This window comes from Vibrio sp. MACH09 (assembly GCF_033238805.1).
Classification (GTDB): domain Bacteria; phylum Pseudomonadota; class Gammaproteobacteria; order Enterobacterales; family Vibrionaceae; genus Vibrio.
Map to the genome: position 1 here is coordinate 2,283,096 of NZ_BSFZ01000001.1, position 26,728 is coordinate 2,309,823.

The 26,728-nt window shown below is 41.3% G+C and carries 25 protein-coding genes; 22 read left to right on the forward strand and 3 right to left on the reverse strand.

From position 1 onward, the window contains the following. The first annotated feature begins 10 nt into the window (after positions 1-10). The 17 genes from arcC to CHJ_RS10210 all read left to right on the forward strand — a co-directional run bounded on the left by arcC (position 11) and on the right by CHJ_RS10210 (position 20,384). The gene (gene arcC, locus CHJ_RS10140) at positions 11-946 is read left to right on the forward strand and encodes a carbamate kinase (RefSeq protein ID WP_171752156.1); all 936 of its coding nucleotides are present in this window, start codon (positions 11-13) and stop codon (positions 944-946) included. A 92-nt stretch (positions 947-1,038) separates the two neighbouring features. After that, complete coding sequence (locus tag CHJ_RS10145) at positions 1,039-2,388, forward strand: NCS1 family transporter (protein WP_171752155.1); 1,350 nt, start codon at positions 1,039-1,041, stop codon at positions 2,386-2,388. A gap of 69 nt (positions 2,389-2,457) precedes the next feature. After that, positions 2,458-2,982 carry an ureidoglycolate lyase gene (locus CHJ_RS10150; RefSeq protein ID WP_317917605.1) on the forward strand — a complete coding sequence of 175 codons (525 nt, stop codon included), beginning with the start codon at positions 2,458-2,460 and terminating at the stop codon, positions 2,980-2,982. 128 nt (positions 2,983-3,110) lie between these two features. Beyond that, on the forward strand, positions 3,111-4,853 hold the full coding sequence (gene gcl / locus CHJ_RS10155) for a glyoxylate carboligase (protein ID WP_317917606.1): 1,743 nt from the start codon (positions 3,111-3,113) through the stop codon (positions 4,851-4,853). A gap of 78 nt (positions 4,854-4,931) precedes the next feature. Then, the gene (hyi, locus tag CHJ_RS10160; RefSeq protein WP_317917607.1) at positions 4,932-5,714 is read left to right on the forward strand and encodes a hydroxypyruvate isomerase; all 783 of its coding nucleotides are present in this window, start codon (positions 4,932-4,934) and stop codon (positions 5,712-5,714) included. 17 nt (positions 5,715-5,731) lie between these two features. Further along, entirely contained in the window at positions 5,732-6,619 is an 888-nt protein-coding gene (gene glxR, locus CHJ_RS10165; protein WP_317917608.1) for a 2-hydroxy-3-oxopropionate reductase, read from the forward strand. 422 nt (positions 6,620-7,041) lie between these two features. After that, positions 7,042-8,421, forward strand: a complete 1,380-nt coding sequence (allB, locus tag CHJ_RS10170) for an allantoinase AllB (protein ID WP_317917609.1) — start codon at positions 7,042-7,044, stop codon at positions 8,419-8,421. Positions 8,422-8,504: 83 nt separating this feature from the next. Continuing rightward, entirely contained in the window at positions 8,505-9,968 is a 1,464-nt protein-coding gene (locus CHJ_RS10175) for an NCS1 family nucleobase:cation symporter-1 (protein ID WP_171752149.1), read from the forward strand. A gap of 190 nt (positions 9,969-10,158) precedes the next feature. Then, the gene (locus CHJ_RS10180) at positions 10,159-11,394 is read left to right on the forward strand and encodes a Zn-dependent hydrolase (protein ID WP_317917610.1); all 1,236 of its coding nucleotides are present in this window, start codon (positions 10,159-10,161) and stop codon (positions 11,392-11,394) included. 230 nt (positions 11,395-11,624) lie between these two features. Next, positions 11,625-13,550 (forward strand): methyl-accepting chemotaxis protein, encoded by a 1,926-nt coding sequence (locus CHJ_RS10185; protein ID WP_171752147.1) that lies wholly within the window; start codon positions 11,625-11,627, stop codon positions 13,548-13,550. Positions 13,551-13,620: 70 nt separating this feature from the next. After that, positions 13,621-14,766, forward strand: a complete 1,146-nt coding sequence (locus CHJ_RS10190; protein ID WP_317917611.1) for a M20 family metallopeptidase — start codon at positions 13,621-13,623, stop codon at positions 14,764-14,766. 208 nt (positions 14,767-14,974) lie between these two features. Then, positions 14,975-16,576: a diguanylate cyclase domain-containing protein gene (locus CHJ_RS10195; protein ID WP_317917612.1), complete on the forward strand. Its 1,602-nt coding sequence runs from the start codon at positions 14,975-14,977 to the stop codon at positions 16,574-16,576. Between the two features lie 160 nt (positions 16,577-16,736). Beyond that, on the forward strand, positions 16,737-16,838 hold the full coding sequence (gene tnaC, locus CHJ_RS24115; RefSeq protein ID WP_171752144.1) for a tryptophanase leader peptide: 102 nt from the start codon (positions 16,737-16,739) through the stop codon (positions 16,836-16,838). A 144-nt stretch (positions 16,839-16,982) separates the two neighbouring features. After that, the gene (gene tnaC / locus CHJ_RS24120) at positions 16,983-17,084 is read left to right on the forward strand and encodes a tryptophanase leader peptide (RefSeq protein ID WP_411861562.1); all 102 of its coding nucleotides are present in this window, start codon (positions 16,983-16,985) and stop codon (positions 17,082-17,084) included. A gap of 202 nt (positions 17,085-17,286) precedes the next feature. Then, on the forward strand, positions 17,287-18,693 hold the full coding sequence (locus CHJ_RS10200) for a tryptophanase (RefSeq protein WP_171752142.1): 1,407 nt from the start codon (positions 17,287-17,289) through the stop codon (positions 18,691-18,693). Between the two features lie 63 nt (positions 18,694-18,756). Continuing rightward, positions 18,757-19,989, forward strand: a complete 1,233-nt coding sequence (locus CHJ_RS10205; protein WP_317917613.1) for an aromatic amino acid transporter — start codon at positions 18,757-18,759, stop codon at positions 19,987-19,989. 14 nt (positions 19,990-20,003) lie between these two features. Then, on the forward strand, positions 20,004-20,384 hold the full coding sequence (locus tag CHJ_RS10210) for a Rid family detoxifying hydrolase (RefSeq protein ID WP_171752140.1): 381 nt from the start codon (positions 20,004-20,006) through the stop codon (positions 20,382-20,384). An 80-nt stretch (positions 20,385-20,464) separates the two neighbouring features. On the opposite strand, the gene CHJ_RS10215 is transcribed toward CHJ_RS10210, so the two are convergent. Next, positions 20,465-22,399 carry a DNA topoisomerase III gene (locus tag CHJ_RS10215; protein ID WP_317917614.1) on the reverse strand — a complete coding sequence of 645 codons (1,935 nt, stop codon included), beginning with the start codon at positions 22,397-22,399 and terminating at the stop codon, positions 20,465-20,467. 230 nt (positions 22,400-22,629) lie between these two features. Here CHJ_RS10215 and CHJ_RS10220 point away from each other — a divergent pair, with 230 nt between their 5' ends. The 5 genes from CHJ_RS10220 (at position 22,630) to CHJ_RS10240 (ending at position 25,894) form a co-directional block, all read left to right on the forward strand. Next, positions 22,630-23,790, forward strand: coding sequence for a hypothetical protein (locus CHJ_RS10220; RefSeq protein ID WP_317917615.1), 1,161 nt, complete (start codon positions 22,630-22,632; stop codon positions 23,788-23,790). A 30-nt stretch (positions 23,791-23,820) separates the two neighbouring features. Then, the gene (locus CHJ_RS10225; protein ID WP_317917616.1) at positions 23,821-24,384 is read left to right on the forward strand and encodes a hypothetical protein; all 564 of its coding nucleotides are present in this window, start codon (positions 23,821-23,823) and stop codon (positions 24,382-24,384) included. Beyond that, positions 24,384-24,851 (forward strand): hypothetical protein, encoded by a 468-nt coding sequence (locus tag CHJ_RS10230; protein ID WP_317917617.1) that lies wholly within the window; start codon positions 24,384-24,386, stop codon positions 24,849-24,851. Before CHJ_RS10225 ends, CHJ_RS10230 begins: the two co-directional genes overlap by 1 nt. A gap of 48 nt (positions 24,852-24,899) precedes the next feature. After that, on the forward strand, positions 24,900-25,022 hold the full coding sequence (locus tag CHJ_RS10235) for a hypothetical protein (protein WP_317917618.1): 123 nt from the start codon (positions 24,900-24,902) through the stop codon (positions 25,020-25,022). Positions 25,023-25,225: 203 nt separating this feature from the next. After that, positions 25,226-25,894: an NYN domain-containing protein gene (locus CHJ_RS10240; protein ID WP_317917619.1), complete on the forward strand. Its 669-nt coding sequence runs from the start codon at positions 25,226-25,228 to the stop codon at positions 25,892-25,894. A gap of 121 nt (positions 25,895-26,015) precedes the next feature. Here the strand turns inward: CHJ_RS10240 and CHJ_RS24125 are convergent, their stop codons facing one another. Together CHJ_RS24125 and CHJ_RS10250 are read right to left on the reverse strand one after the other, a co-directional pair. After that, positions 26,016-26,228: a hypothetical protein gene (locus CHJ_RS24125; RefSeq protein WP_411861545.1), complete on the reverse strand. Its 213-nt coding sequence runs from the start codon at positions 26,226-26,228 to the stop codon at positions 26,016-26,018. 46 nt (positions 26,229-26,274) lie between these two features. Beyond that, positions 26,275-26,712: a YcgN family cysteine cluster protein gene (locus CHJ_RS10250; protein WP_317917620.1), complete on the reverse strand. Its 438-nt coding sequence runs from the start codon at positions 26,710-26,712 to the stop codon at positions 26,275-26,277. Positions 26,713-26,728: the final 16 nt, after the last annotated feature.

Sequence of the window (26,728 nt, forward strand, 5' to 3'; positions counted from 1 at the left end):
GTAGAAGAACATGAGAATAGTATTAGCTCTGGGTGGCAATGCCCTACTCCAACGTGGTCAAGCTTTAACCGCTGAGAACCAACGTGAAAACATCAGAAAAGCAGCAGAAAGCATTGCCGCTATTGCCAGCGATCACGAAGTGGTCATTGTGCACGGTAACGGTCCTCAAGTAGGACTACTTATTGAACAAAACGTAGCTTATAACGAAGTATCCCCTCAAACCACGCCTTACCCAATGGATGTGTTGGGTGCAGAAACATGTGGAATGGTTGGTTACATGCTTCAACAAGAGCTTCGTAACGCAACACCAGAGCTAAATGTAGCAACCCTTTTAACTCAGACATTAGTCAGTCGCGAAGATAAAGCATTCCAAAACCCAACAAAATTTGTTGGCCCGGTTTACACAAAAGAGCGCGCAGAAGAACTAATGGCTGAAGACAAATCCGTAACCTTTAAGGCTGATGGAAGTTACTACCGCAAAGTTGTTCCGTCTCCAATGCCAAAAGACATCCTAGAAACCAAACAGATCGAAACACTGTTAGCAGCGCAAAACGTTGTTATCGCGTGTGGCGGTGGTGGTGTTCCAGTGACTGTCGATTCAGATGGCAAAGCAACAGGGGTTGAGTGCGTTATCGATAAAGACCTTACTGCTGAGCTTCTTGCAGAACAAATTAAAGCCGACCTATTCATTATTCTGACCGACAACTCTGTTTACCTAGATTTTGGTACAGAGAATCAACGAGAAATGAAAAATGCAGCACCTACTGCACTGGCTGAAATTGAATTTGCTGCGGGCTCTATGGGGCCAAAAATCGACGCTGTGTGCGCATTTGTTAATGCCGGACTAGGTGAAGCTGCCATTGGTTCGCTTTACTGTCTGTCTGACATTATTAAAGGAAAAGCAGGGACTCGTATTTCAGGAGGGAACGGAATCGAGTTTTATTAATTACCAAGCAAACAATTGCTGTTTGTGTTCTTCATAGTAGTACTAATTAGAAGTTCGGAATTTTTATATTATTGTATAAATAAGGATTGACAATGATAGAGTCTGAAATTAATCAAGTAGTTCAAGAAGATACATCCGTAAGTAAAAAAGAAGATTCTTTAGCACCAACAGAAAAAAGAATCATGGGACGTATTTCCTATTTCCTCGCATGGTTTGGGGGATGTGTTTCAATCGGTACTTTTGCCATGGGCTCAAGTATTGTCGGTGAATTAAATTTAATCCAAGCAATATTAGCAATCACCATCGGCTGTTTTGTTATCGGTATTGCATTAAGCATTAACGGTGCAGCTGGATATAAATATGGTATTCCTTTTATTGTTCAAACCAGAAGTGCATTTGGTATTACAGGCACACGACTACCCGGTATTATAAGAGCTGTACCAGCTATTGTTTGGTACGGTTTTCAAAGCTGGATAGGTGCAGGTGCATTAAATGCGGTTTCGGTCACCTTATTTGGTTTTGATAATTTGATACTTTTCTTTATCGCATTTCAATTTTTCCAAATAGGATTATCAGTACTAGGTTTTGAAGGTATTAAATGGTTAGAAAATATAGGTAGTGGTTTTATTTTAGTTGCACTTACTTATATGTTCTACAGTGTTGTTGATCGCTACGGAACAGAGATAACCGACAACCTAATTAATATCGAAGGAAGCTGGGGAGTACCATTTTGGGGAGCAACAATGCTGTTCCTAGGTATTTACAGCACCATGATACTGAACGTAAGTGACTACTCCAGAGAGTTACAAAAAGGCACTGGTCGAGGAATATTAACCACTATTTACGCCTTCTCAATCTTGCCATGTACCATATTTATGGGGCTTATTGGTTTGATGGTTTCGGGTGCAACAGGGGTAACAGATCCTATCCAAGTATTCTCCAGCGCGGTAGACAATACACCGCTTCTAGTGACTACTTTGACCTTTATTGCCTTTGCTCAGGTCACCACTAACGTTCTTAATAACGTAGTACCACCGACTTATATCTTAATGGATGTCTTTAAGATGAAGTTCCGCACAGCCACCATTCTAGTTGGTCTACTTGCTTTTGCTACCTTCCCTTGGGAACTGGTAAAAGATGAGTCTTCCGCTGGCTTGCAAATGTTCGTACAGTTTTATTCTGCTTTCCTTGGTCCAATATTCGCCATCATGGCTGTTGATTACTACATCATCAGAAAAAGAGAGTTGAACGTGGCAAGCTTGTACGACAATGAAGGCCCTTATAAAGGTGTAAACCCAGCAGCCGTTATCGCGCTAGTTGCCGGTGTTGTTGTGGCATTTACATTCCCAACTATTTCTTGGTACGCAAGTTTATTACCTGCCGGTATTACTTACTACCTATTAATGAAAAATTGGAGTGTTTGTCAGCGATTCCGTCAGTAACTGTTATACCCAGGTAACTGGGTATATTTAAATTAGCCTGTTTTAATCTATTTTTGTGGAGAATTAACCATGCACAAAGTGCTTACCATCGAACCATTAACTGAAGAAGCTTATTCTGAATTTGGTCAAGTCATTGAGTTTGATATTAATGAAAATGATGACTACCAAATAAAAAATGATGGTTCTGCTAAGCGCTATAGAGATTTTACTCAAGCAGGCTATGCCGTGGATGATGATACTGATATTGGTATATTTAAAATCATACCTTTGCATGATTCTAATAATGTTCCAATGTTAGAGCGTCATCCACTTGGCAAACAATCTATGATTCCTTTAAACCAACAGAAATTAATTATTGTTGTTGCTCCCCCTTCTGATGAACCTCAGATTGATAACATAAAAGCATTTATTACTAATGGCAGACAAGGAATCACCTATAACACTGGTGTGTGGCATTGCCCATTAAGAACACTAAGTAAAACCGATGATGATTACATATTAGTTATTGACCACAAAGGCGGAAAAGATAACTGCGATATGGTGTATTTCGACGAAAAAACAAATGTCGAGTTAATTTTTCAGCTTTGGCATTAATTAATAATGCCGCTGAAGTAACTATTAAAAATAGTAATTTAGGTTTAATCGCAATTAATTTAACTGAAATGTTATTCGGGTCCATTCATATAAACGGATTTATCACAATTTAAAAGACTGGAAAAATTATGACAAAAATACGTGCAATAGAAGCAGCTGTTCAAATCCTTAAAAAAGAAGGAATTGATACCGCATTTGGTGTTCCAGGTGCTGCAATCAATCCAATGTATGCTGCGATGAAAAAACTCGGTGGTATTGACCATGTTTTGGCTCGTCACGTTGAAGGCGCGTCTCATATGGCTGAGGGTTATACTCGCACCAAAGATGGCAATATCGGTTTATGTATTGGTACTTCAGGCCCTGCCGGTACTGATATGATCACAGCGTTGTACTCAGCGTCGGCGGATTCTACTCCCATTCTATGTATTACAGGTCAAGCGCCTGTCGCGAAGTTGGCAAAAGAAGATTTCCAAGCGGTCGATATTGAGAGCATCGCTAAACCTGTGACCAAGATGGCGGTGACTATCTTAGAAGCCGCTCAACTTCCGGGGACGTTCCAAAAAGCATTTTTTGAAATGCGTTCTGGCCGACCAGGTCCGGTACTACTCGATCTTCCAATTGATGTGCAAATGACAGAGATCGAATTTGACATTGACCTGTATGAGCCAATGGTTCCTCACAAGCCTGTCGCAACACGCGCACAAGCAGAACGCGCTCTTGCAATGTTAAATGAAGCAGACAAACCGCTGCTTGTTGCTGGTGGTGGCATTATTAACGCCGGTGCATCTGAACTGTTACAAAAATTTGCTGAAATTACAGGCGTCCCTGTTATTCAAACCCTGCGCGGTTGGGGCACCTTGTCCGATGAGCATGAGCTTATGGTTGGACGTATGGGCATGCAAGCAAACCACCGTTGTGGCAATGCAACCTATCTAGAGTCTGACTTTGTATTTGGTATTGGTAACCGCTGGGCAAACCGCCACACTGGTGACCTTAAAACCTATACCAAAGGTCGTAAGTTCATTCACGTTGATATCGAGCCAACACAGATAGGACGCGTATTTGGTCCTGATCTTGGTATTGCGTCTGATGCGGGTGAAGCTTTGAAGCTATTTATCGAAGTCGCAGAAGAGATGGCTCAACGTGGAGAACTTAAAGATCGCAGCAAATGGACAGCGGACTGCATTGAACGTAAACGTACCATGCTGCGTCGTGATGACTTTGATGACAAACCAATCAAACCACAACGTATCTACCATGAGATGAATAAAGCATTTGGTCCTGAAACTCGTTATGTTTCAACCATTGGTTTGGCTCAAATTGCGGCTAACCAATTCTTACACGTTCATCACCCTCGCCACTGGATCAACGCGTGCCAAGCTGGGCCACTAGGTTGGACCATGCCAGCAGCACTTGGGGTGGTAAAAGCAGATCCAAGTAAGCCTGTTGTCGCCATTTCTGGTGACTACGACTTCCAGTTCTTAGTTGAAGAGCTTGCTGTGGGAGCGCAATTTAAACTTCCATACGTACACGTATTAATCAACAACGCTTATTTAGGATTAATTCGACAAGCTCAACGCGGCTTTGATATCGACTACTGTGTGCAATTGTCTTTCGAAAACATTAATGCTCCAGACCTTAACGGCTACGGCGTTGACCACGTCTCAGTTGTTGAAGGACTAGGCTGTAAAGCGATTCGCGTGACAGAACCTGAAGAGATTGGTCCAGCATTAGAACAGGCTAAGCAGATGGCACATTACCACCGAGTTCCTGTGGTAGTAGAAGTGATTACAGAACGAGTCACCAACATCGCCATGGGGCCCGATATCGATAAAGTGGTTGAGTTCGAAGAGATCGTAAACGTTAAGTAATAAACGTTACTGATAATCAATCCTTTTTAATTTCGACAATGTGGCTCGAAAGAGCCACAAAATATCTTAGGAGTTATTATGCCAAGAGTTGCTGCTAATCTATCCATGCTCTTTACTGAACTGGATTTTATGGCTCGCTTTGAAGCTGCCTCCGCCGCTGGATTCCGCGGCGTGGAGTACCTATTTCCTTATGATTTTTCTGCACAAGAAATCGCAGAGAAATTAGCATCAAATGATTTAACCCAAGTACTTTTTAATCTTCCCGCTGGAGATTGGTCTAAAGGCGAACGTGGTATCGCATGCCATCCAGACAGAGTCGAAGAGTTTCGTGCAGGCGTAGACAAAGCGATCGAATACGCCAAAGTTCTAAAATGTAACCAAGTGAACTGTTTAGCGGGTATAAAACCAGACTCAGTTGAACACGATCTTGCCCATAAAACCTTGGTAGAAAACTTATCGTTTGCTGCATCAAAACTGCAACAAGCAGGCATCAAACTGGTTATGGAATCCATCAACACTCGAGATATTCCAAACTTTTTTGTATCAAACACCAAACAAGTACTGGCTATTTTAGACCAAGTTAACAACGACAATTTGAGCTACCAGTACGACATCTACCACATGCAAATTATGGAAGGTGATATTGCGCGTACTGTAGAAACAAACCTCTCTTCTATTGGCCATGTTCAGCTCGCTGACAATCCAGGCCGACATGAACCAGGCACAGGCGAAATAAACTACGGATTTTTATTTAAGCATCTCGATTCTATCGGTTATCAAGGTTGGATTGGGTGTGAGTACGTTCCTGCGGCTGGTACAGAAGCAGGCTTAGGTTGGTTGAAAGACCACAATCTTGTTTAATTATTAGGAGTATAAAGATGGCGAATATCGGTTTTATTGGTACTGGAATAATGGGAAAGCCTATGGCAAAGAATCTGCAAGATGCAGGTTACTCCTTATATTTTTCAGAGCATTACGAATCTGCTCCTGCTGAGCTTCTTGGCGACAATGGCTTCTCTTGCCCAACACCTACGGCTGTAGCCGAAGCGTGTGAAATCATCATCATCATGGTGCCAGATACACCGCACGTAAACGATGTGTTGTTCAGTGACAATGGCCTCATTCATGGGCTTTCTAACGACAAAATCGTTATTGATATGAGCTCAATTTCTCCTATCGAAACGAAGAAGTTTGCCGCAAAAGTAGAAGAAAAAGGCGCTTGGTATCTTGATGCACCGGTATCTGGTGGTGAAGTTGGTGCTAAAGCTGGCAGCCTATCCATTATGGTCGGTGGTCGTGAAGAGGTTTTTGCTAAAGCACAGCCGCTATTTAATGTAATGGGACAAAATATCACTTTGGTAGGCGGGAACGGAGATGGCCAAACCTGTAAAGTAGCAAACCAGATCATCGTAGCACTGAATATTGAAGCCGTGTCAGAAGCTTTGTTATTTGCATCCAAAGCCGGTGCAGATCCTGCCAAAATTCGTCAAGCACTGATGGGAGGATTCGCCTCTTCTAAGATATTAGAAGTTCACGGCGAGCGTATGGTTAAAGGGACGTTTGAGCCTGGCTTCCGTATTTCATTGCATCAAAAAGACCTGAACTTGGCACTTGAAGGAGCGCGTGCATTGCAACTTAACTTGCCAAACACCGCGACAGCACAAGAATTATACAACACTTGTGCAGCTTTAGGTGGCAGCAACTGGGATCACTCTGCAATGGTGAAAGCATTAGAGCATTTATCTAATCATTCAATTAGAGATTAATATTATTAATTTAATTATTTCTATGATTAATATTTTGCAGGATAAAGATTAATTAACAAATGGATTTTCTAAACAATCCATTTATGTATTAATTACAATAATGGGGTTTAACAAACTAACCCCATTAATTAACCTCACCTTTAACAAATATAACTTTATATTTATTAAGGGGAGGATTAATTCGCCCATATATTTATAAATACAGAATATATGACCGAATTAACAAACAAATAAATAAATTTATATTGTTATATTTAATTTGAAGCTGATCTCACTATATTGTTTTTTACTTGTTACTATACGGTATCAGCCAATTACAGCATTATTATAATGCAATTAGTTTTATAAAGTGTGTCTATAATTAAAGTAGTTAAAATTCACACTGATTAAACCATTATACATTCCGAATAGGGATTAATATTATGATTAATAACAGCACTGAAATGGATCTAGTGATATCCGGTGGCACATTAGTATTGAATACTGGTGCAGTAGAAGGAAATATCGCCGTTAAAGACGGAAAAATAGCCGCGATTACCACACCTGATGTCGTACTACCTAGCCAAGAGACCATTGATGCGTCTCACCAATTGGTTTTTCCGGGAGGCGTTGATCCTCACGTCCATTTTAAAGAGCCTGGTGCTGGCAATGTTAGAGAGAACTTTGGTAGCGGTACACGACAAGCCGCAGCCGGTGGTATTACCACCACCGTTGAAATGCCATTAAGTGATCCATTGGTCACCTCTAAAGAAGCGTTTGATCTAAAAGTAAGTACGGCAAATCCACAAGTTGTTACCGATTACGCACTATGGGGTTTATTGCCATCTAATGAACTGCACCGATTAGAAGAGCTCATTGAATGTGGCAGTGTGGCATTTAAAACATTTTTGTCTACCGACCCTGATGCCCCTAAGTTGACTGACTACCACTTACTAGAATCAATGAAAGCGATTCAAAAGCAAGGCCGATTCATCGGATTCCATGCTGAGAATGCCAGCATTATTGATTTTACCGCTGCACAAATGGAAAAAGAGGGTATCACCGGTGGCTTAGCGCATTTGCAGTCACGACCTGATATCGCTGAGATCGAAGCTATTTCACGTATTGCCTTATTTAGTGAAGCAACCGGATGCGATATTCATATCTGCCATCTATCTAGCGGCCAAGCGCGGGAAACCATCCGAGCAGCGAGAAATCGTGGCGTGTCTATGACGGTAGAGACCTGCCCTAGCTATCTTGTTCTTGATGATGGCGATCTGGACCATTGGGGAGTATTTGCAAAATGTAACCCACCTATTCGTCAAAAAGCGAATCAAGACATTTTGTGGGACATGTTGTTTAAAGGTGAAATCAATATGATCGGTTCCGATCATTGCCCTTACACCGATGACGACAGACTAAAACACGACGGAGATATATGGAAAGTGCCTCCGGGTTTACCAGGAATAGAATTGATGTTTCCTGTGATGTTAGATGCCGGACTAAATAAGCGCGGCATGTCACCAGAAATGATTGCCAACTTACTGTGCTACGCACCTGCGAAACGTTTTGGTCTTAGCCATTGTAAAGGTAGCTTACGCGTCGGAGCTGATGCTGACATTGTACTCGCTGATCCAAAGAAAACTTGGACATACGAAGGTGCAAAATCGCTGGGCATGCAAAAAAGCAGCCTGACGCCATGGGAAGGTAAGCAATTTACCGGCCAAGTAAACACAAGCATAGTGCGGGGCAACCCCGTCTATAGAGAGGGAGAAATACTCGTCGATGCTGGGTATGGACGACTTATTCTTCCTACGTTCTGAAAGTAAAAAAAATAACAAAGGCATAGGGGCAAATATATGCCCCATACCTCAAAACCTACACATATATAATAAAGGAGCACAACATGTCCTCTAACCAAGATTTTGACATTAAAAAGTGCGATCCCGGACTCTATAACGAAGACTTAGCACCATTAGAGCCTAAAGATAGAAACTGGGGTTCATTTGAAATTTTTAACGTATGGGCCAATGATGTCCAGAGCCTGTTCGGTTATACGCTGGCAGCCTCTCTGTTTATCTCATACGGGCTTAATGGATGGGCGGTAATGGCAGCCATCATCCTAGCCGCGATCGTTATTATGTTTTTATGTAACTTAGCAGGTAAACCGAGTATTAAATACGGTGTTCCAAGCCCAGTACTGGCTCGCGTCAGCATGGGTGTTAAAGGCGCTAATCTACCGGCTATGACTCGTGGTGTTGTCGCAATGTTCTGGTACGGTGTTCAAACCTATTTTGCATCGACCGCAGTCACTCTTTTACTCAGCAGTTTATTTACCTTCGACACCACCACCACTTATTTAGGTATGTCCGGAGTAAGCTGGTTCTCGTATGTCGCTGTTTGGTTGTTCCAATTAGCCATGTTTATGCGCGGTATTGATTGGATAACTAAATTCTTAAACTGGGCTGGCCCATTTGTCTACGCGGTGATGATCGCACTAATGGTGATGATCTGGTTTAAAGCAGGTGACAAAATGTTGCCAGCTGTAAGCAGCATTTTCCAAGGCACCGGTGATTATGAAGCGGGCCCAATCGCTGCATTCTTCGGCGTAATGGGAACCATGATCGCCTACTTCGCAGCTGTAGTTATTAACTTTGGTGATTTCTCTCGTTTTGTTAAAGATGAAGGCCAGTTGAAGAAAGGAAACTGGTGGGGACTGCCTGGTAACGTGGCTCTCTTCTCTTTCATCGCGTTGTTTGTTACCGCAGGTACGGTAGTGGTATTTGGTGAGAAACTCACTAACCCAGCAGAAATCATTGAGCGCGTAGACAATATTTACCTAACCATCATTGCTGCGACTTGTTTCTTTGCTGCCACAATCGGCATCAACATGGTGGCTAACTTTATCCCGTCTGCTTATGGCCTTGCTAACCTTATGCCTAGCAAAATCAACTTTAAAATGGGTGGCATCATTACCGCTATCATCTCATTTTTCATTGGTGCGCTTTGGGTATCTCTGATTAGCCAAATAGGTATTGCAGGGTTTGTTAATACCTTAGGTGCTATCTTAGCTCCAGTGTACGGTGTAATGATGGTTGACTACTACATCCTGAAGAAAGAAGACTTGAACATTCAAGACCTATTCTCTTCTGACCCTGATGGTGAGTACTACTACAACAATGGTTGGAATAAGAAAGCCATTCATTCCATTATCATTGCTGCAGTCTTCGCCATTGGTACTGTTTGGGTGCCAGCATTAAGTGCGCTAGCCGGATTCGGTTGGGTTATTGGTGCAGGTTTAGGCGGTATCATCTATTACATTATGATGGGTGGACAATCCGCCGCAGTTAAGGTGTCAAATCAAGCATGATAAATTGCCAAACATGAATTGATTGACCAATAGCCAGTTGCTTTATTGCAACTGGCTTCTCTGCTCTAAAATCCCAGTGCTAGAGCAGGAGAAAAAGTAACAAATAATATATGTGTAGAAATCTTGGTTAGAGTAAATAGAACAAAATTAACAACGACAGTGAGTAACAACAACAGTGAGTAACATTGTAATGGAAATAAATATAGATAGGCTAGAAACACACCTTAGCCACTTAAAGAAGATAAGCGCAACTCACGGTGAAGGCGTTACTCGCCTCACTTACACAGAGCAATACAAACAAGCTTGCGACTATTTTATTTCTCAATGTCAGCAGCTAGGTCTGGAGACAAGAGTGGATGCTATTGGTAATATTTTTGCCACATGGCACGGCTCCTCTCCTGACAGTAAAAAGATTCTCATTGGCAGCCACCTAGATACCGTCGTCAACGGCGGTTATCTCGATGGAATTCTTGGCGTCATCGCTGGGCTAGAAGTGGTACAAACCATGAAAGAGCAGCAGCTTAGCATTGTAAACAGCATAGAAATTGCCTGTTTTGCTGAAGAAGAAGGTATCAACTTTCGCTGCCCGTTGGCCGGTTCAAAATTAATAATGGGTGAAGTGGACAGCGACACGCTATTAGCGTTGACTGACCGAGATGGCCGTAGTTATGCAGAAGTACTGACGGCCTATGGCTTAGACCCAACAGGCCTAAACGACACCCGCTTAGATCCATCTCAATATATCGCCATGCTAGAGCTGCATATCGAACAAGGGGTGGTGTTAGAGCAAGAAAATACCAGTATCGGTATCGTCAACTGTATTGCAGGAAGCTACAACTGCGACATGACATTCCATGGAGTTTCCAACCATGCTGGGGCCATTCCTATGCCGTTAAGATTTGACGCGTTAACCGGAGCGGCACAATATATCCAAACCGTCGAATCATACGCCAATCAAAGCTTGTCAGAAACATTAGTGGCAACGGTAGGTAAAATGGATTGCATCCCCAATGCGGCAAATGTCATTCCTCGAAAAGTAACCCTGTCTCTTGATGTAAGAGATATCCAAGCCTCTTCATTGCATAAAGCCGAACAGGCGCTCAAAGAGCAGCTTTATCACATTGGTGAGCAACGAGGGTTGGATATCGATTATCAGATCAAAGCCTTTTCTAATCCGATTCATCTGGATGATCACCTTGTTTCTCTTATTCAGAACCAGGTTGAACAGAGAGGATATCGTTATAAAGTGATGCACAGTGGAGCGCTTCATGATGCGGCCATATTTGCCGCTCACATTCCTACCGCAATGATATTTGTACCCAGTATTGGAGGACGTAGTCACGTTCCTCAAGAAGAGACCGATAAAGAGGATATTCATAAAGGCGTAAACCTATTGTTAGATTGTACCGTCAAATTAAGTTGTTGATATCTCGAATAGGATTTATTAAGCAATAAAACATGCCCAATTGCAGCATAGAGAAAATATAACGACCTGTGCTGCAATAACAATTTTTTAATTAAATACATCTCAATTGATTTCGACATCAGTAGAGAAAGCGTTCGATCATTTAGCAATCAACAAGTAAATAATTAACATTAACTCAAATTAATTAATAAATAAAAAACACATTACCGTCATTTAAAAAAGGAACACCCATGAAACTTGGTTTTAAAGTATCATTAATGGTGTCTGTATCACTGTTAGTGGCTATATCCGTCAGCGTGGTCAGTTTTGTCTCTTATATGGAGAGAGAAAAGGAAATTAAAGACAACGCTATTCAACGTACACATTTACTTATAGAGCGAGAATCGGAATCGATTAAGAGTTTTATGCAAAATAAAACCGTCGCGATAGAAAAAGTAATCCAAATTTATAATCAAAAAGGCTACGACGTAGGCGAGCATAATATTACAAATATGGAGCTAGGGGCTCAAACAAGTGGCGTTGACAATTTGCAAGTCACCTTTGAAACGGGTGAGTCCTATGCGTCGGTTAATTTCCCCGGATGGCAGAACAATCAACCACCAAAAGGATACCAACCAAAAGACCTACCTTGGTATGCTCAAGGCCGAAACGCCAACGGCGTTGTGTACACTGCCCCTTATACGGTTCAGCTCACTAATAAACTGTCCATTAGTGCTGTTGGCCCTATCAATAATGGCGTAATGCTCGCAGATATCGGCCTAGATATTATTGATAAAACAATCGCCAGAACAAAATCATATCCGGGTACGCAAGCTTACTTGATCAACCAAGACTCGACCATACTCGCAACATCATCAGAACAGATATCTGCCGGAGAGAAACTAAACCGTCTCCCTGCGTATAATAAAGTCTATTCCGCCTTATCCTCGCAAAACAACCGTTCAGATAACGTTGAGTTTGGAGAGCACACCATTAACGACAAAGAATCTATGTTCTTTGTTAAAAAAATTCAGTTCAGCAACGCTAGCTGGTACTTAATTATTGATGTAGAAAAAGAGGTGGTTTTTGCGCAACTTTCCGATACTCTCTTCTCCGCCGCACTTACATCATCCATTCTTGTTGTACTGAGTATCGTGGCCGTGTTCTTTCTGCTTTCGATTCTATACCGTCCTATTTATGCCCTAAAAAGAACCGTAGCCGATCTCGCCGGCGGAAATGGTGATCTCACCCAACGGTTAGAGGTAACAACCAAAGATGACTTAGGTTTTATCGCTCGAGATATCAATACCTTCATCGACAATTTGCAGACGCTAATGCTGGAGGTCTCAAAATCTTCCGACTATATCTTTACCAGCGTGGAGCAATTACGAGAGCAGACAGAGAAAAACAGCCAGATACTAGCCACGCAAACCACCGAAGTGGATCAAATCGTGGTTGCCATTGAAGAGATGAGTACAACGGTTGATGAAGTTGCCAACAACGCCTCTCAAGCGTCTCAATACACCAATCACACCAACGAGCAAGTACGTAACTCAAGCAATGTAGTAACAAGCACCTCCAATACGGTTTCTCAACTGGTCGATGATGTTGAAAATACCTCTGGAAGTATTGAAGCAATAGGAAAAGACATTGCTGAGATTGCCAATGTTCTCAATATCATCGGAGAGATAGCAGAACAAACCAACTTATTAGCTCTTAACGCCGCCATTGAAGCCGCAAGAGCGGGTGAGCAAGGAAGAGGATTTGCTGTTGTCGCTGACGAAGTCAGAGCACTTGCGGCAAGGACACAAACCAGCACCGCAGAGATTGAAGCGAAATTAACCAATTTACGCAATGGTTCTGAGTCAGCCATATTGGCAATGAACACGACACAATCAAGCTGTCAAAAAGCCACCGACAATACCTCTCAGGTCACCAGTGAGCTGGCAACCATTACTCAGTCTGTCACACACATCAATGACTTGAATACTCAGATTGCCACCGCTGCAGAAGAGCAGAGCTCTGTTGCTCAAGAGATCACTAAAAATGTGACCGCCATTCGTGAGATAGTTTATCAATTGTCCGAGACAGGTGATGCAACATCCGCTGAATCGGTGAACCTGACCACAGCAAATAGACAGTTAAAAGCGATTGTCGGCCAATTTAAATTATATTAATCCATCATGCCGTCATTGATGATTTTTTAATAGGTACTGTATGCACAACTTCAATATTGAGAATAACTTAATGAATTTAAGAGACTATTGTACTTCTGTACGACATCATCTTCATCGAATTCCAGAGCTATCCGGCGAAGAATATAAAACCTCCGCTTATTGCAAAGAAGAGCTGAGAAAAGCAGGCTATGACATTGTTGAGTTTGCAGATTACACCGGTTTTTATGTCGATTTAACTATCGATGACAGCTTTGATCGTATCGCCTTTCGTGCCGATATGGATGGGCTTGATATGCCTGACCATACTGATAATGATCACACCTCCATTCATTCAGGAAGAGCTCATAACTGCGGCCATGATAGCCATATGGCCATCGCCATAACGACCGCTTGTTATCTGGCCGAAAACAAAAAAGAGCTAAAGTATAATGTTCGTTTTATCTTCCAGATGGCAGAGGAAGACATCCGCGTTCCCGGTGCTTATAAAATGGTAGAGCTGGGGTGTATGGAAGGCGTGGATGAAGTATACGCACTGCACAACGATGCCTCGTTAGACTGGGGCCGAATTTACATTAACAACGGCATCATGTCTTCTTATGGCTCAGCTTGGACGTTAGAAGTTCATGGTAAATCATCCCACGGCTCTACCCCACATTTAGGGTTAGATGCGGTAAGGGAAGGCATGCGCATCGTCACGGAGATGGATTACCTGATAGCAAAGACGGTGAGTCCATTTAAGCCTGCGGTTTTTGGCTGTGGCCTATTTAATGGCGGAACGGTCGCCAATGCTATTCCAGATTATGTTTTTGCCCGTGGAACAATTCGAGCTATGGACAGCGAAACAGATTTACACCTTAAAAAACAGTTTCAGAAGCTGATAGAAGAGAGTAATCAACGAGGATTTACCACAACCTCTGCGGTCGCGGGTTATCCCGCTGTTATCAACCATAAAAAAGCTTATCAACGAGTACTACGTGCAGCGGAAAGTACCGTACCAACGGATTACATTAATGAACAATGCCAACCCATGACAGGAAGTGAAGATTTCAGTGAAATGATTAACGCCTGCAAAAATAAAAATGGCGCGATGTTCTTTTTAGGTGTAGGCAATAGTAAAAAAGGCATTAACAATTACTTGCACAGCAATCCTTACTACATTGACGATGATGCCATGCTTATTGGTGTTCAACTCTTTATTGAGCTGGCTACCAGCTAAGGTGAATTCATTTTTTCCATAGTATGAATTGCTAACCGCTTTTAACTGCTCAATAGATAAGCAAAAAATGAATAAAAAGCACAAAACGCATTGATTTTTGTGCTTTTTTTTCTAAAAAACTAGTCATTTATCCATACAAGGTTCTAAACTACTAATTGCACGACAATGTTGTCGTTAAGATAAATTACTGCAAGGTTTGCTGTTGTTAATGACTGGTATATTTAAACGAACGCTTATCATTCCTTTAATAGTGATAGTATTTGGTCTCATCCTTTCTGCATTTAGCAGTTGGTCTGTGTATCGTTCAGAACGCAGTTCGGTTATGAATGAATTTCGTCATGATGTCGACGTTAGAGTTGCGTCCCTTTACCGTGCTGTCGTGGTTAACTTTGAAGCCTTGAGAGCTTTATCTATTCTCTTTAACCAAGATAAAACCCCATTAAAATCTGAGTTCAGCATAGAAGCAAAACGAATTCTTGCCCGACACGACGACATACAAGCGTTAGAGTGGATCCCTATCGTCAAAGCTCCCATGCGAGCAAAGTACGAGCAAGCACAGCAGAAAGATTTTCCCGGTTTTGAATTCATAGAAGTACGCACGCAAGGAGAGATGGTTACCGCTAAACAGCGTGATGTACACTACCCCGTCTATTTTATCGAGCCTATTGTCGGCAATGAAGCGGCTATTGGTTACGATTTAGCATCCAGTAAAACACGCCTAGCGGCGTTAGAAGAGTCTCGTGACTCTGGCTCACCAATGGCCACAGCTTCTATTTCCTTAGTACAATCAGTCGACAAACAAAAAGCCTTTTTGGCGTTTTTGCCCGTATATAAAGAAGTCTCTATCACTAAGAAAAACCGACAAAATAACTTAAAAGGGTTTGTATTGGGTGTATACAGAATTAGAGACATATTTAATAGTTCCTCTCTAACGGATACACCACTAGGTATTAATATGACGTTGGTAGATGAGAGCGAACCTGAACAACCCGAGGTGCTTTTTCAACATCTATCAAGATCCAACGAAGAAGCGTACCACGGCTTGGACTATAAAAAGGTGTTACCAGACATATGGGGAAGAACTTGGAGTATTCTTGCCACACCAACCACCAGCTATATGACCACCAGAATAACATCACTGCCGATAGTCATTGCTGTTTTAGGCTGCCTCTTTTCCGTCACTATCGCACTGTATATCTATATTCTCACTAACCGAACCAGCACGATTAAACGTCTTGTGGCAGAGCAGACTCAAGAGCTTACTGAAGCAAATGAAAAACTGGCATTAATATCGAGAACTGACGGCCTTACCGGAATTTCAAACCGAGGCTATATGAATAAAGTACTGGAGAAAGAGTGGCAGTTAGCTTATCGCAATAAAACTGCGCTTTCATTTATCCTTATTGATATTGACTACTTTAAACCTTACAACGATAAATATGGTCACCCTGAAGGGGATCTCTGCCTGAAACGTGTCGCCAAAAGATTAAAAAGAGTGGTTAGTCGTCCATCAGATTTGGTTGCCAGATATGGCGGAGAAGAGTTTGCACTTATTCTTCCTGATACAACCAATGCTGAATCCATTGCAGAAAAGTGTCGACTCGCAGTTCTCGACTTGCAGATCCCTCATGAAGATTCGCAAGTTTCTAACGTTGTTTCTATTAGTATCGGTTTTTGTACCATGATCCCTCAACAAAATGGCGACTTTAACGTCATAGTGGATGCAGCGGACAAAGCGCTTTATCAATCTAAAGAAAATGGCCGAAACCAAGTTACCCGTCATCAGTTCAATGCATCAATAACACAGTAAAATACAAAATAATTGAGATGTACCTCGAAATAAAATTAATTATTAAGATTAATTATTTAATTCGATCACATTTATTGACAACTAGCATAGTTTTATTTTTTCCACTATAGGATACTCTGACCATTCTTTGATAACGTTGCTTTAAAATAGGATTTACAATATGAATTTGTACCTCAGATGGCAATCATACGCGCTGCTAACTTTGTTAGCGTGGTATAACGTTGATCACAGATTATCTTTCGACCTTCCTTCGTTCTACTAAACATCAAGTACTTTTGTATTTGGCGTTATTCCTGTTAAGTATAATTTATCCACCACTAAACTAGAAACTTAAAGAAAACTCTTTAAGAACAACTAGTTATGTGAATTTAACCCATTGATTTTCATATAGGTCTACAGTGTGAACATGTATCTTAAATGGCAATCTATTTCATTGTATCGAGGTAAAACTTGGTACAACGAAGATGGAAAAATCTCGGACTACTTCCCGATAACGTCGCGACGATAACATCGGGCTATTAAAGCCATACAATCAAATCCTTTATTTACGTTATTTAATTAATTAGCGCGAGTTGTTACGCCTAAAAATTATTTAACTTAGATAAAACAGTAAAAAATTCGTTTAGAAACATATTAAAAAAGTGATTGTTAATATAATTAAAGTTTATTTAACTTCACTTTATACATACAATTAAATTAAGGGTAATATCATGAGTAATATTAAACATCTTCCAGAACCATTCCGTATCCGCGTTGTTGAACCAATTGTTCTTAAAACACTAGAAGAGCGTCAGGAAGCGATCAAAGAATCGGGCATGAACCCATTTGCACTAAGATCAGAAGATGTATTTATTGACCTATTAACCGACTCAGGTACTGGTGCGATTACTAACACAATGCTTGCAGCTGGTATGCTAGGGGACGAAGCTTATGCTGGTTCTAAGTCATACTACAAATTGTCTGCTGCTGTAGAAGATATCTTTGGTTATAAGCACACTATCCCTACTCACCAAGGCCGTGGTGCTGAACAGCTAATCATCCCAACGCTAATTGAAAAACGTAAGCGTGAAAAAGGCATGACAGAGCCAGTATCTATCTCTAACTGGCACTTCGATACCACTCAAGGTCATACTCAAATCAACGGTGCTGTAGCCGTGAATGTTGTTATCGACGAGTGTATGGATACAGGTACTTACCACCCATTTAAAGGTAACTTTGATATTGATAAGCTTGTGGCAACTATCGAAGAAAAAGGTCCACAAAACGTTTATACCATTATCTCTACCATCACTAACAACTCAGCGGGCGGCCAACCTGTTTCAATGGCAAACCTAAAAGCGGTATATGAAGTAGCTCAACGTTTTGAGATTCCAGTTATTATGGACTCTGCTCGTTTCTGCGAAAATGCTTACTTCATCCAACAACGTGAAGAAGGTTATCAAGACAAGTCTATCGGCGAAATCGTAAAAGAAATGTATCAATACGCTGATATGCTAGCGATGTCTGCGAAGAAAGATGCCATGGTTCGTATCGGTGGTCTGCTATGTGTTAAAGATGACACTTACCTAGACGAGTTCACTGAGTGTCGTTCTCGTTGTGTTCCTATGGAAGGTTTCCCAACTTACGGTGGTCTTTCTGGTCAGGCGATTGAAGAATTGGCACGCGGCCTATACGACGGTCAAGATCAAGATTACCTTGCTTACCGTATTAGCCAAATTGCTTACCTAGCCAACGAGTTAGAAAAAATTGGTGTTCCTTGTCAAACGGCTGGTGGACACGCAGTATTCGTTGATGCTGGTCGTCTTCTTCCACACATTCCAGGCGATCAATTCCCTGCACACGCACTTGCTTGTAAGTTGTATGAACTAGGTGGTATCCGTGCTGTAGAAATTGGTTCACTTCTATTAGGTCGTGACCGCGACGGCAAGCAAATTGAAGCGCCAATGGAACTACTACGCTTGACTGTTCCACGTATGACTATCACTAAATCACACTGTGATTACATTGTTGATGCATTTAAAGATGTTCTTGAAAATGCACATACAGTGAAAGGCTTGCGTTTAACTTATGAGCCAGCAGTACTTCGTCACTTCACTGCTCGTTTAGAAGAAGTTTAATAACTTACTCGATTTTGGGGAGTATTTTGCTCCCCCTTTTTTTAGTTTTATAGGGCGTTTAACATGAAAAAAGAACCTTCGATTATTGGTGGCTCTTGCATAATTGCGAGTGTCTGTGTGGGTGCTGGCATGCTAGGTTTACCTAGTGCAGGTGCTGGCGCATGGACCATCTGGACTCTACTCGTTATTCTATTGACTATGGTTTTAATGACCATGTCAGGCTGGATGCTATTAGAGACATTCAAAAAATACGATTTTAAAGTTTCCTTTGATACGGTAACTAAAGATCTCCTCGGTGAAAAAGTTAACTTTATTAACAACCTAGCGGTTTACTTTGTTGGTGGCATTCTTTTATATGCCTATATCACAACTTCTGGCCTTATTCTGCAAGATGTACTTGGTCTTGACAGCAAATTGGCTTCCATCCTTTTTGTGTTGGTATTTTCATTATTAGTATGGCACTCCACCAGAGCCGTTGACCGTATTTCTGTTGTTCTAATCTCCTTTATGGCATTGAGTTTTGTCTTTGGTGTATCTGGACTCGCAATCAAAGTCGATATTGGTACGATACTAGACACAGGCAGCACAACTAGCTCTTACAGTCCTTACGTATTTGGCCTATTCTCTGTTGCATTGGCTTCTTTTGGCTACCACCACTCAGTATCATCAATGCGTGATTACTACGGCTCTGAGCGCACAGCGAGCAAAGCTTTAATGTACGGTACGCTTATCGCACTTACCTTATATGCACTATGGATTGTATCTGTATACGGTAACTTACCTCGCGATCAATTTGGTCCTGTTATCGAAAAAGGTGGAGACGTTGATGCGTTACTTGCAGCACTAAGCAACGTGATTGACTCTGACAAAGTATCTAACGCGATCAGCATGTTCTCAATGGCAGCAATTTTGTCATCATTTATTGGTGTAGGCTTGGGTGTATTTGACTTCCTTGCTGATTTCTTCAAGTTTGAGAACAACCGTCAAGGTCGTACTAAAGCGTGGGCAGTAACCTTTATTCCACCACTTGTACTTTCTTTACTGTTCCCATTTGGATTTGTTATCGCTATCGGTTATGCCGGCGCAGTAGCCACAGTATGGACATGTATCATCCCTGCTCTGTTGGTTCGTAAATCACGCGCACAATCTAAAGCAAACGGTGAAGCTGAAACCGCTGATGACTTTAAAACACCGGGTGGTAATGCATTGATTTATGCACTTATCGCATTTGGTACTTGTACTGCACTATTCCACTTTATGTCTATGGCCGGTTACTTACCGTCATACGCAGGTTAATCAAGGTTTAAACAATGACTGCAATTAATACAAAACACGCTCCAGCAGCGATTGGCCCTTATGTTCAAGGTGTTGATTTAGGGAGTATGGTAATCACTTCAGGTCAGTTGCCTATCAATTCTGAAACAGGATTAATGGCAGAAGGCATTGAGAACCAGACTATTCAATCACTCTCTAATGCCGTTGCTATTCTGCTTGAAGCAGGATTAGACATTCACAACATCGTTAAAACAACTGTGTTTGTGAAAGACTTAAATGATTTCCCGGTTATCAATGCCGCTTATCAACGTTTTTTCGAGCAAAGAAACGCGCCATACCCAGCACGCTCTTGTGTTGAAGTCGCTCGTCTTCCTCTCGATGCTCAGATAGAAATAGAAGTCATCGCCACTCGATAATTTCTATTGAATAATAAAACAGAAAGCCTTGCTAATATGAAGCAAGGCTTTTTTTTGATCATTCGTTGGTAATATGAAGACTAGGCACTCTTTTTAGCTGGTCTTCTTCCTCTGCGTTTAAACTTGGTTCGCTCTACTTTGGGCAGCGATTGTAACGACGACGGCACTGGTGCAATTTTCACCGTCTCTATCAACTGTTCTATCCGGCTCTCTAGCGCTTGCATAAATGGTTGATAGGCTTGATTTCTCTCCGCCATTCCTTGCAACTGATGCTCCCAATGTGCCGTCATATCTGGATAGGTTGACTCATTAGGTAACGCGTAGATCAATCCACGTCCTGCGGCACTACTAAGAATAGTTTTACCTTTTCGAGTTAACAGTTGGCGTTTAAATAGCGTATCTAATATGCCCGCTCTTGTTGCTTCTGTTCCTAAACCATCGGTTTCTCGTAGAATTTTCTTTAATTCTTTATCTTCAACAAATCGAGAAATACCTGTCATTGCTTGTAATAAAGTGGCTTCAGTAAAGTGCTTTGGCGGTTCCGTTTTTTTCTCTTTTATTTCTCCCTCTCGACACAATAACGTCTCTGCTTTTTTTACTGGCGGGACGGTATCAACGCCTTGGTCCTCTTTTTCGGTGGCTTTTCCCATTAAGGCTTTCCAACCTTTCTCTACTAACTGTCGCCCTTTAGCAATAAAGCAGCCTCCGGCAATATCAAACACCAACTTCGCCTCTGCATATACCGCATGCGGGTAGAACTGCATCACATACTGTCTTGCTATTTGTTGGTAGATTTTCATCTCATTGCCCGACAGAGCATTTAACGACATTGTCTTCGGTGTAGGGATAATCGCATGGTGAGCTTCGACTTTATTGTCATTCCACGCTTTTGATTTGATCGTCAGATTGGCATGAGCAATATCATCTCGCATCTCATTAATATTGCTACTTAATGCCTGCATAATGGAACCCGCTTGGCCATAATGTTCTTTAGGCAAATAACGGCAATCTGACCGAGGGTATGTAATTAACTTATGTTTTTCATACAGAGATTGGCAACAGTTTAGTACCTCCTGCGCACTCATTGAAAAACGTTTTGATGCATCAATTTGAAGAGCTGAGAGTGAATAAGGCAATGGCGGAGCTTGTTTAGTCTGCTTTTGCTCAGAGTCCGTCACTGTTGCCGGTTGACCCGCAATGCGCTTGGCTACGTTCTCTACCAAACTCTTATGAACAACCCTGCCCTCTTCATCCTGCCATGGCAAACACGCTTCGCTTGGCTTCCAGCGTGCACGAATATCAAATGTCTTCCCGTCGTGTTGATAGGGAATGAGCGCATGCAGAGTGAAATAGTCTTTGGCAACAAAATTGGCAATTTCATCGTCTCTTCGTACCACTAAACCTAGCACTGGCGTCTGTACTCGACCAACAGACAATACGCCTTGATAGCCCGCTTTTTGGCCTAATAAGGTATAAGCTCGAGACATGTTCATGCCATACAGCCAATCTGCTCTTGAGCGTGCCAAAGCGGAAACGGACAGAGGAATAAATTCTTTATTGCTACGCATAGAAGTAAGCGCACGCTTAACCGCTGGTAAGTTTAAGTCGTTAATCAGTAGTCGCTCAATGGACGACTTCTTTTTCGCCGATACTTTTAGGTAGTCTATCACTTCATCCACCAGCAATTGCCCTTCTCTATCAGGGTCTCCTGCATGCACAATATGTTGCGTCTCTTTCAGTAGTTTTCTGATAGTTGAAAGCTGTTTACTGGCCGTTTTTCTCGGTTTTAGCTGCCACTGCTGTGGCATTATCGGTAGGTCTTGTAGATTCCATTTCTTGTATTTCTCATCATACGCATCCGGCTCCACTTGCTCTAATAGGTGTCCAATACACCAAGTGACAATATCGCCGTTACCGCAACGAATACAACCTTGTTCTTTTTTTTGTGGATTTGGCAGTGCCGCCGCAATGGCTCTGGCTAGACTCGGTTTTTCTGCAATATATAAAGTCGACATACAGCACGGAAGAGTAATGAAAAGGCTAGATTAACTAATCTCACCCTAATAGATCAAGAAAATACTGACTTTATATACAGTATTTTTATCCTATTCCTTTGTAACAAAAAAATTTAGGCCTACCCGTATCAACGTGTTTATTTGCAGTTATATCTGTGAGCGAGTTGCATAGATTGTGTTTTTTCAATGGGTTATAGTTATGTGCATTGATGACTATAGAGAGCCCAATAGTGCACGAACAAGATCCATTTCTTTCCTATAAAATTTTACTCGCGACAATATTTGCTTTTATGTTAGGTGCGATAGTTACTGGCCTAATTGGTATAGCAATAGATTTTCTCGAGTTAGCTGATGATTCCGCTGCATGGGTAGCTGCTGTTGGAACTATGCTTGCAGCAATAGGCACTATTAGCACACTCATTTTCTTGTCTTGGCAACATAGGCAAGAACGACAAGCTCGATTGAGAGCTGATGTAAGACAAGCAGAAATGTGGGAGTTGCAGCGAGATAATATTTCTTTACAGAAATACGATGCGCATAAAAAAATGTTCTTTAATATGTTATCCAGCCTCGAACTAGGATTTAACAAATCTATAGAGTTCTATGATAAAGATGCTCTCTACAATAATCTTTTCCCCGAGAATAATATTGAAAACTGTGTCACCAAAATCAACATAGAATCACCCGCGCAACAATCCGCTGGTACCCTTCATGACTGCTTAGAATGTTATGACCACCTAAGTAAACAGTTAGATACGATTCATGGGTCGAGCCCAAATGAATTTTACATCAACGCGTATAACCTATTAAATAACTTACTGCGTATGGAATCATCTCTGAGAATCAACTTCAACAGTAGTAACGTGATCGGCTACATTTCACCTAATTTTGACCAAAGTTTTCTTATGCTTAACGTGTTCAATCCCCGCTATTCATTTATTTGTTTAGAAGAAACTCTCAACCGTATTTGTATGTTCGTATCAGTTGCTCCACCGTCTAAAATTTCTCATATGGCCAGCGGTTCTTTCGTCTCAAATACTCTTACTTATTTTACACTTGAGCACACGAACTTGAGAGGGTATAGCTTCCACTTTGGAGAGCATGAGAAAACCCTTCGATGTATGTACAAGTGCTACAAGATATTTGACATGCCTGAGCACCGAAAAATCCCTCAAATTAACACTCACTATATAGATTTATGCGAACTTTTTACTAATAGTGAAGCTCTATATAAAAAATTAGAATGTAAATCAGAATTACATCAACTATTCCAAGAACTTTTATATTCTTTGGCTGGACTAGATGATTTTACAGACAAGCCTACAGAGATCTCGGTATTACGAAAAGAAATTAGGGCTTTAACATCTGCACTTAAACCTAAAAGAAATTAGGGCACCTAATCAACCTAAAGTGAGAAGAATATGCCAGATTTGTTAGGTTTAATAATTCAGCTTCTTCAAGAGCTGAACAAAGCACAAATGGGATGGTTAGCTAATACGGCTTTAGTGCTAGTAACAGTAGTCAGTTTAATTGGTTATACAGTCCTTGTAATAGGTTACACTGCCCGTGTACTTTTTAGTTTGAGAGTAATTAAATTATATAAAGTAATAGCAAATTTATTTGTAACTGCAAAATCCAAACTAGCTAAAAAATTTGATTCCCCTTACCGTACTGATATGTCGGAAAATAAAGTCGGCCTTTGGTTCGTATTCATTGTTTTTTACTGTTATGCAGCTTTCTTTTCACTTTACGCGTTTTTCTTTTTGGCTATAACAACTGGCATAGCAATTGATAGCGAGTTACCTGCGTATAAAACAATTTTCGCTTACTTTTGCAGTATGTTGTTTTTCACTTTCGGTTTGTTCTTTAAGTGCGAGGGGGACAGAGCTTTATTTAAGCTTCGCAATAGAAGAAATACGCGGTCAAATGATGGTGAAGAAAAAAGGTTTGAAAGGACAGACTCATCAGGTTTAATGGAGCAATAATGAGTAAAATGAACAATCTTGCAGTTATTCTAGCCTTTTTAGGCAGTTTATATAGTGGGCTCTTACATAGCCAAGGTTCTGATGTAAGCGAAACAGATGTCTGTATGAACAAACCAAAGAAATGGGTAATTTTCTACATCGATGAAAAACGCGAGACTTTTCACGAAAATATCCTAGAAAGCACAGACACTAGAATGCACTCAATTCTAAGCCAATTAAATACACTAAATCACGCTGATACTATAGAGGATGTAATTCCAATTTTCGGCAAAAAAGCAGACGAAATTCAAATCGTGAAGCATTTGCCCAACGCTATAAATTATAAATGGGCAATTGTTCACGGCAGTCTAGTTGTAGGATATGCGGTTCGATTTCGTAAAGGATGTATTTTGGATGTAAGTGCAACGCCTGTAGATGGTTCAAACACCTTGATCATTAGAGGCTATGGTTATCCAAAATATGACTAGCTGGGAAATTAAAGAGACAGGTACTTTAACTCAGAGGAATCCCTAATAATGGAGCTAACACTGAACCGAGAACGACAAAACCGAGAAATGGATGATTATGTCGAGTTATTTAAACGTTATCTCTCAGACTATCGACTTGAAGGGACAGGCATCGAATTTGTGTCGAACTAAACTAGCTGTTCGTATATTATGGACGCATATCGCCTTTTATCGGCTTTTATCAACCTTTATCGGTTGACTAGTTAGGTAAACGGACTTAAGATCAATTCACTACTTCCCTCCTTCGAGCGAGATTAAATTCGACACTCGATGCGAGGACTCTTTTAAAAAGCCGCCTTTATTGGCGGCTTTTTTCTATCTGCTTAGCGAATGTAATGAAAACAATAGTATACGTTGATGGATACAACTTCTATTTTGGTTTATTAAGGCACTCACCATATAAATGGCTTGATCTCGTTAAGCTGTTTGAACAAGATATTCTTCCTCAGTACTGCAAGGAAGCAGAGCTTGTGAAGCTTAAATTATTTACCGCTCCCACACTCGCCAAGTTTGCTTCGAACGGACAAAAAGCATCAGAATCTCAACAACGATATTGGAGAGCACTTCAATATCTTTATCCGGACAAAGTTGAAATTGTTAAAGGTTATTACAGCCAAAGCAAACAAAATGCCATGCTTTATATTGCTCCACCAGATAAACAGAAACGAGTGGATGTTTGGAAGTTAGAAGAAAAACTGACAGATACGCAGATGTCACTTCATCTCTATAAGGATGCATTGCATCCAGATGTTGACCAAGTGGTCTTGGTTAGTAACGATTCAGATATGGAGCCGGCGGCTCAACTAGTTAGAGAAGATACTAATACTCAGTTAGGAGTAGTGCTACCTCGTATTACTGGTTCACAACGAACGTTAAGTAAAAAATTGTATGACCTTGCACATTGGGCAAGTGCGGGAATAACAAAGAAACAATTAGAGAGCGCTCTCCTACCAGAGAAAATACCAACACAAAAAAAGCCGATTACTAAGCCTGACTATTGGTAATTGAAGAGTCTGTTCAACAGACTCTTTTTGTAACACTCCTCAATAACTAAACCCCAAACTCCCTGCATCCAAATTAAGATCAGTCCTCTTTTCACTTTTGGCTTTGTCCACGGTCACCGGCTTATCGGATTTTATGGTTAAGGCGTTTAAACTTGTCCCACAGCCAGCCTAGCTTGTCACCCACCCATTTAATGACAGTATCCAACCCAGCAAACTTATCAATTAAGTAGGTTATGGCAATAATGGCTGCGCCTACGGCTGTGACTATCATGCCTATTGGGTTGGCCATGATCAGCACTTTTAAGCCGATAAGCGCCACTTTGAAGATCGCCACTGCAACGACGATGCCTTTAAAGTGTTGAGATACCCTGTATAGCTGGCTATCTGTGAGGATGATTCAGAATGTGGTCTTCCCAATCAACAACATCAATTTCATACACTACTTTGCCTCGGACACTTTCACCCGCGGCATGCATAGCGGACTTCGAGCCGCTAATAAGTGGATGCCATTGTGGAAGCGTTTTTCCTTCCGCAAGTAACCGATATGAACAAGTATCTGGCAGCCAATTAAACTGATGAATTTTGTCTCTGGTCAGCTTTAAGCACTCTTCGCCAGAACTGAAACGATTAGGATAATCTTTACAGCTACAGGTTTTGCTGTTTAACCAACTGCACGCCACATTGGTGTAATACACTTCATCGCTGTCTTCATCCATTAGTTTATGTAGACAGCATTTTCCACAGCCGTCACACAATGATTCCCACTGAGATTCTGTCATTTGCTCTAAGGGTGTATGTTGCCAAAATGCGTCTGTCATTGCTTATTCACTATTG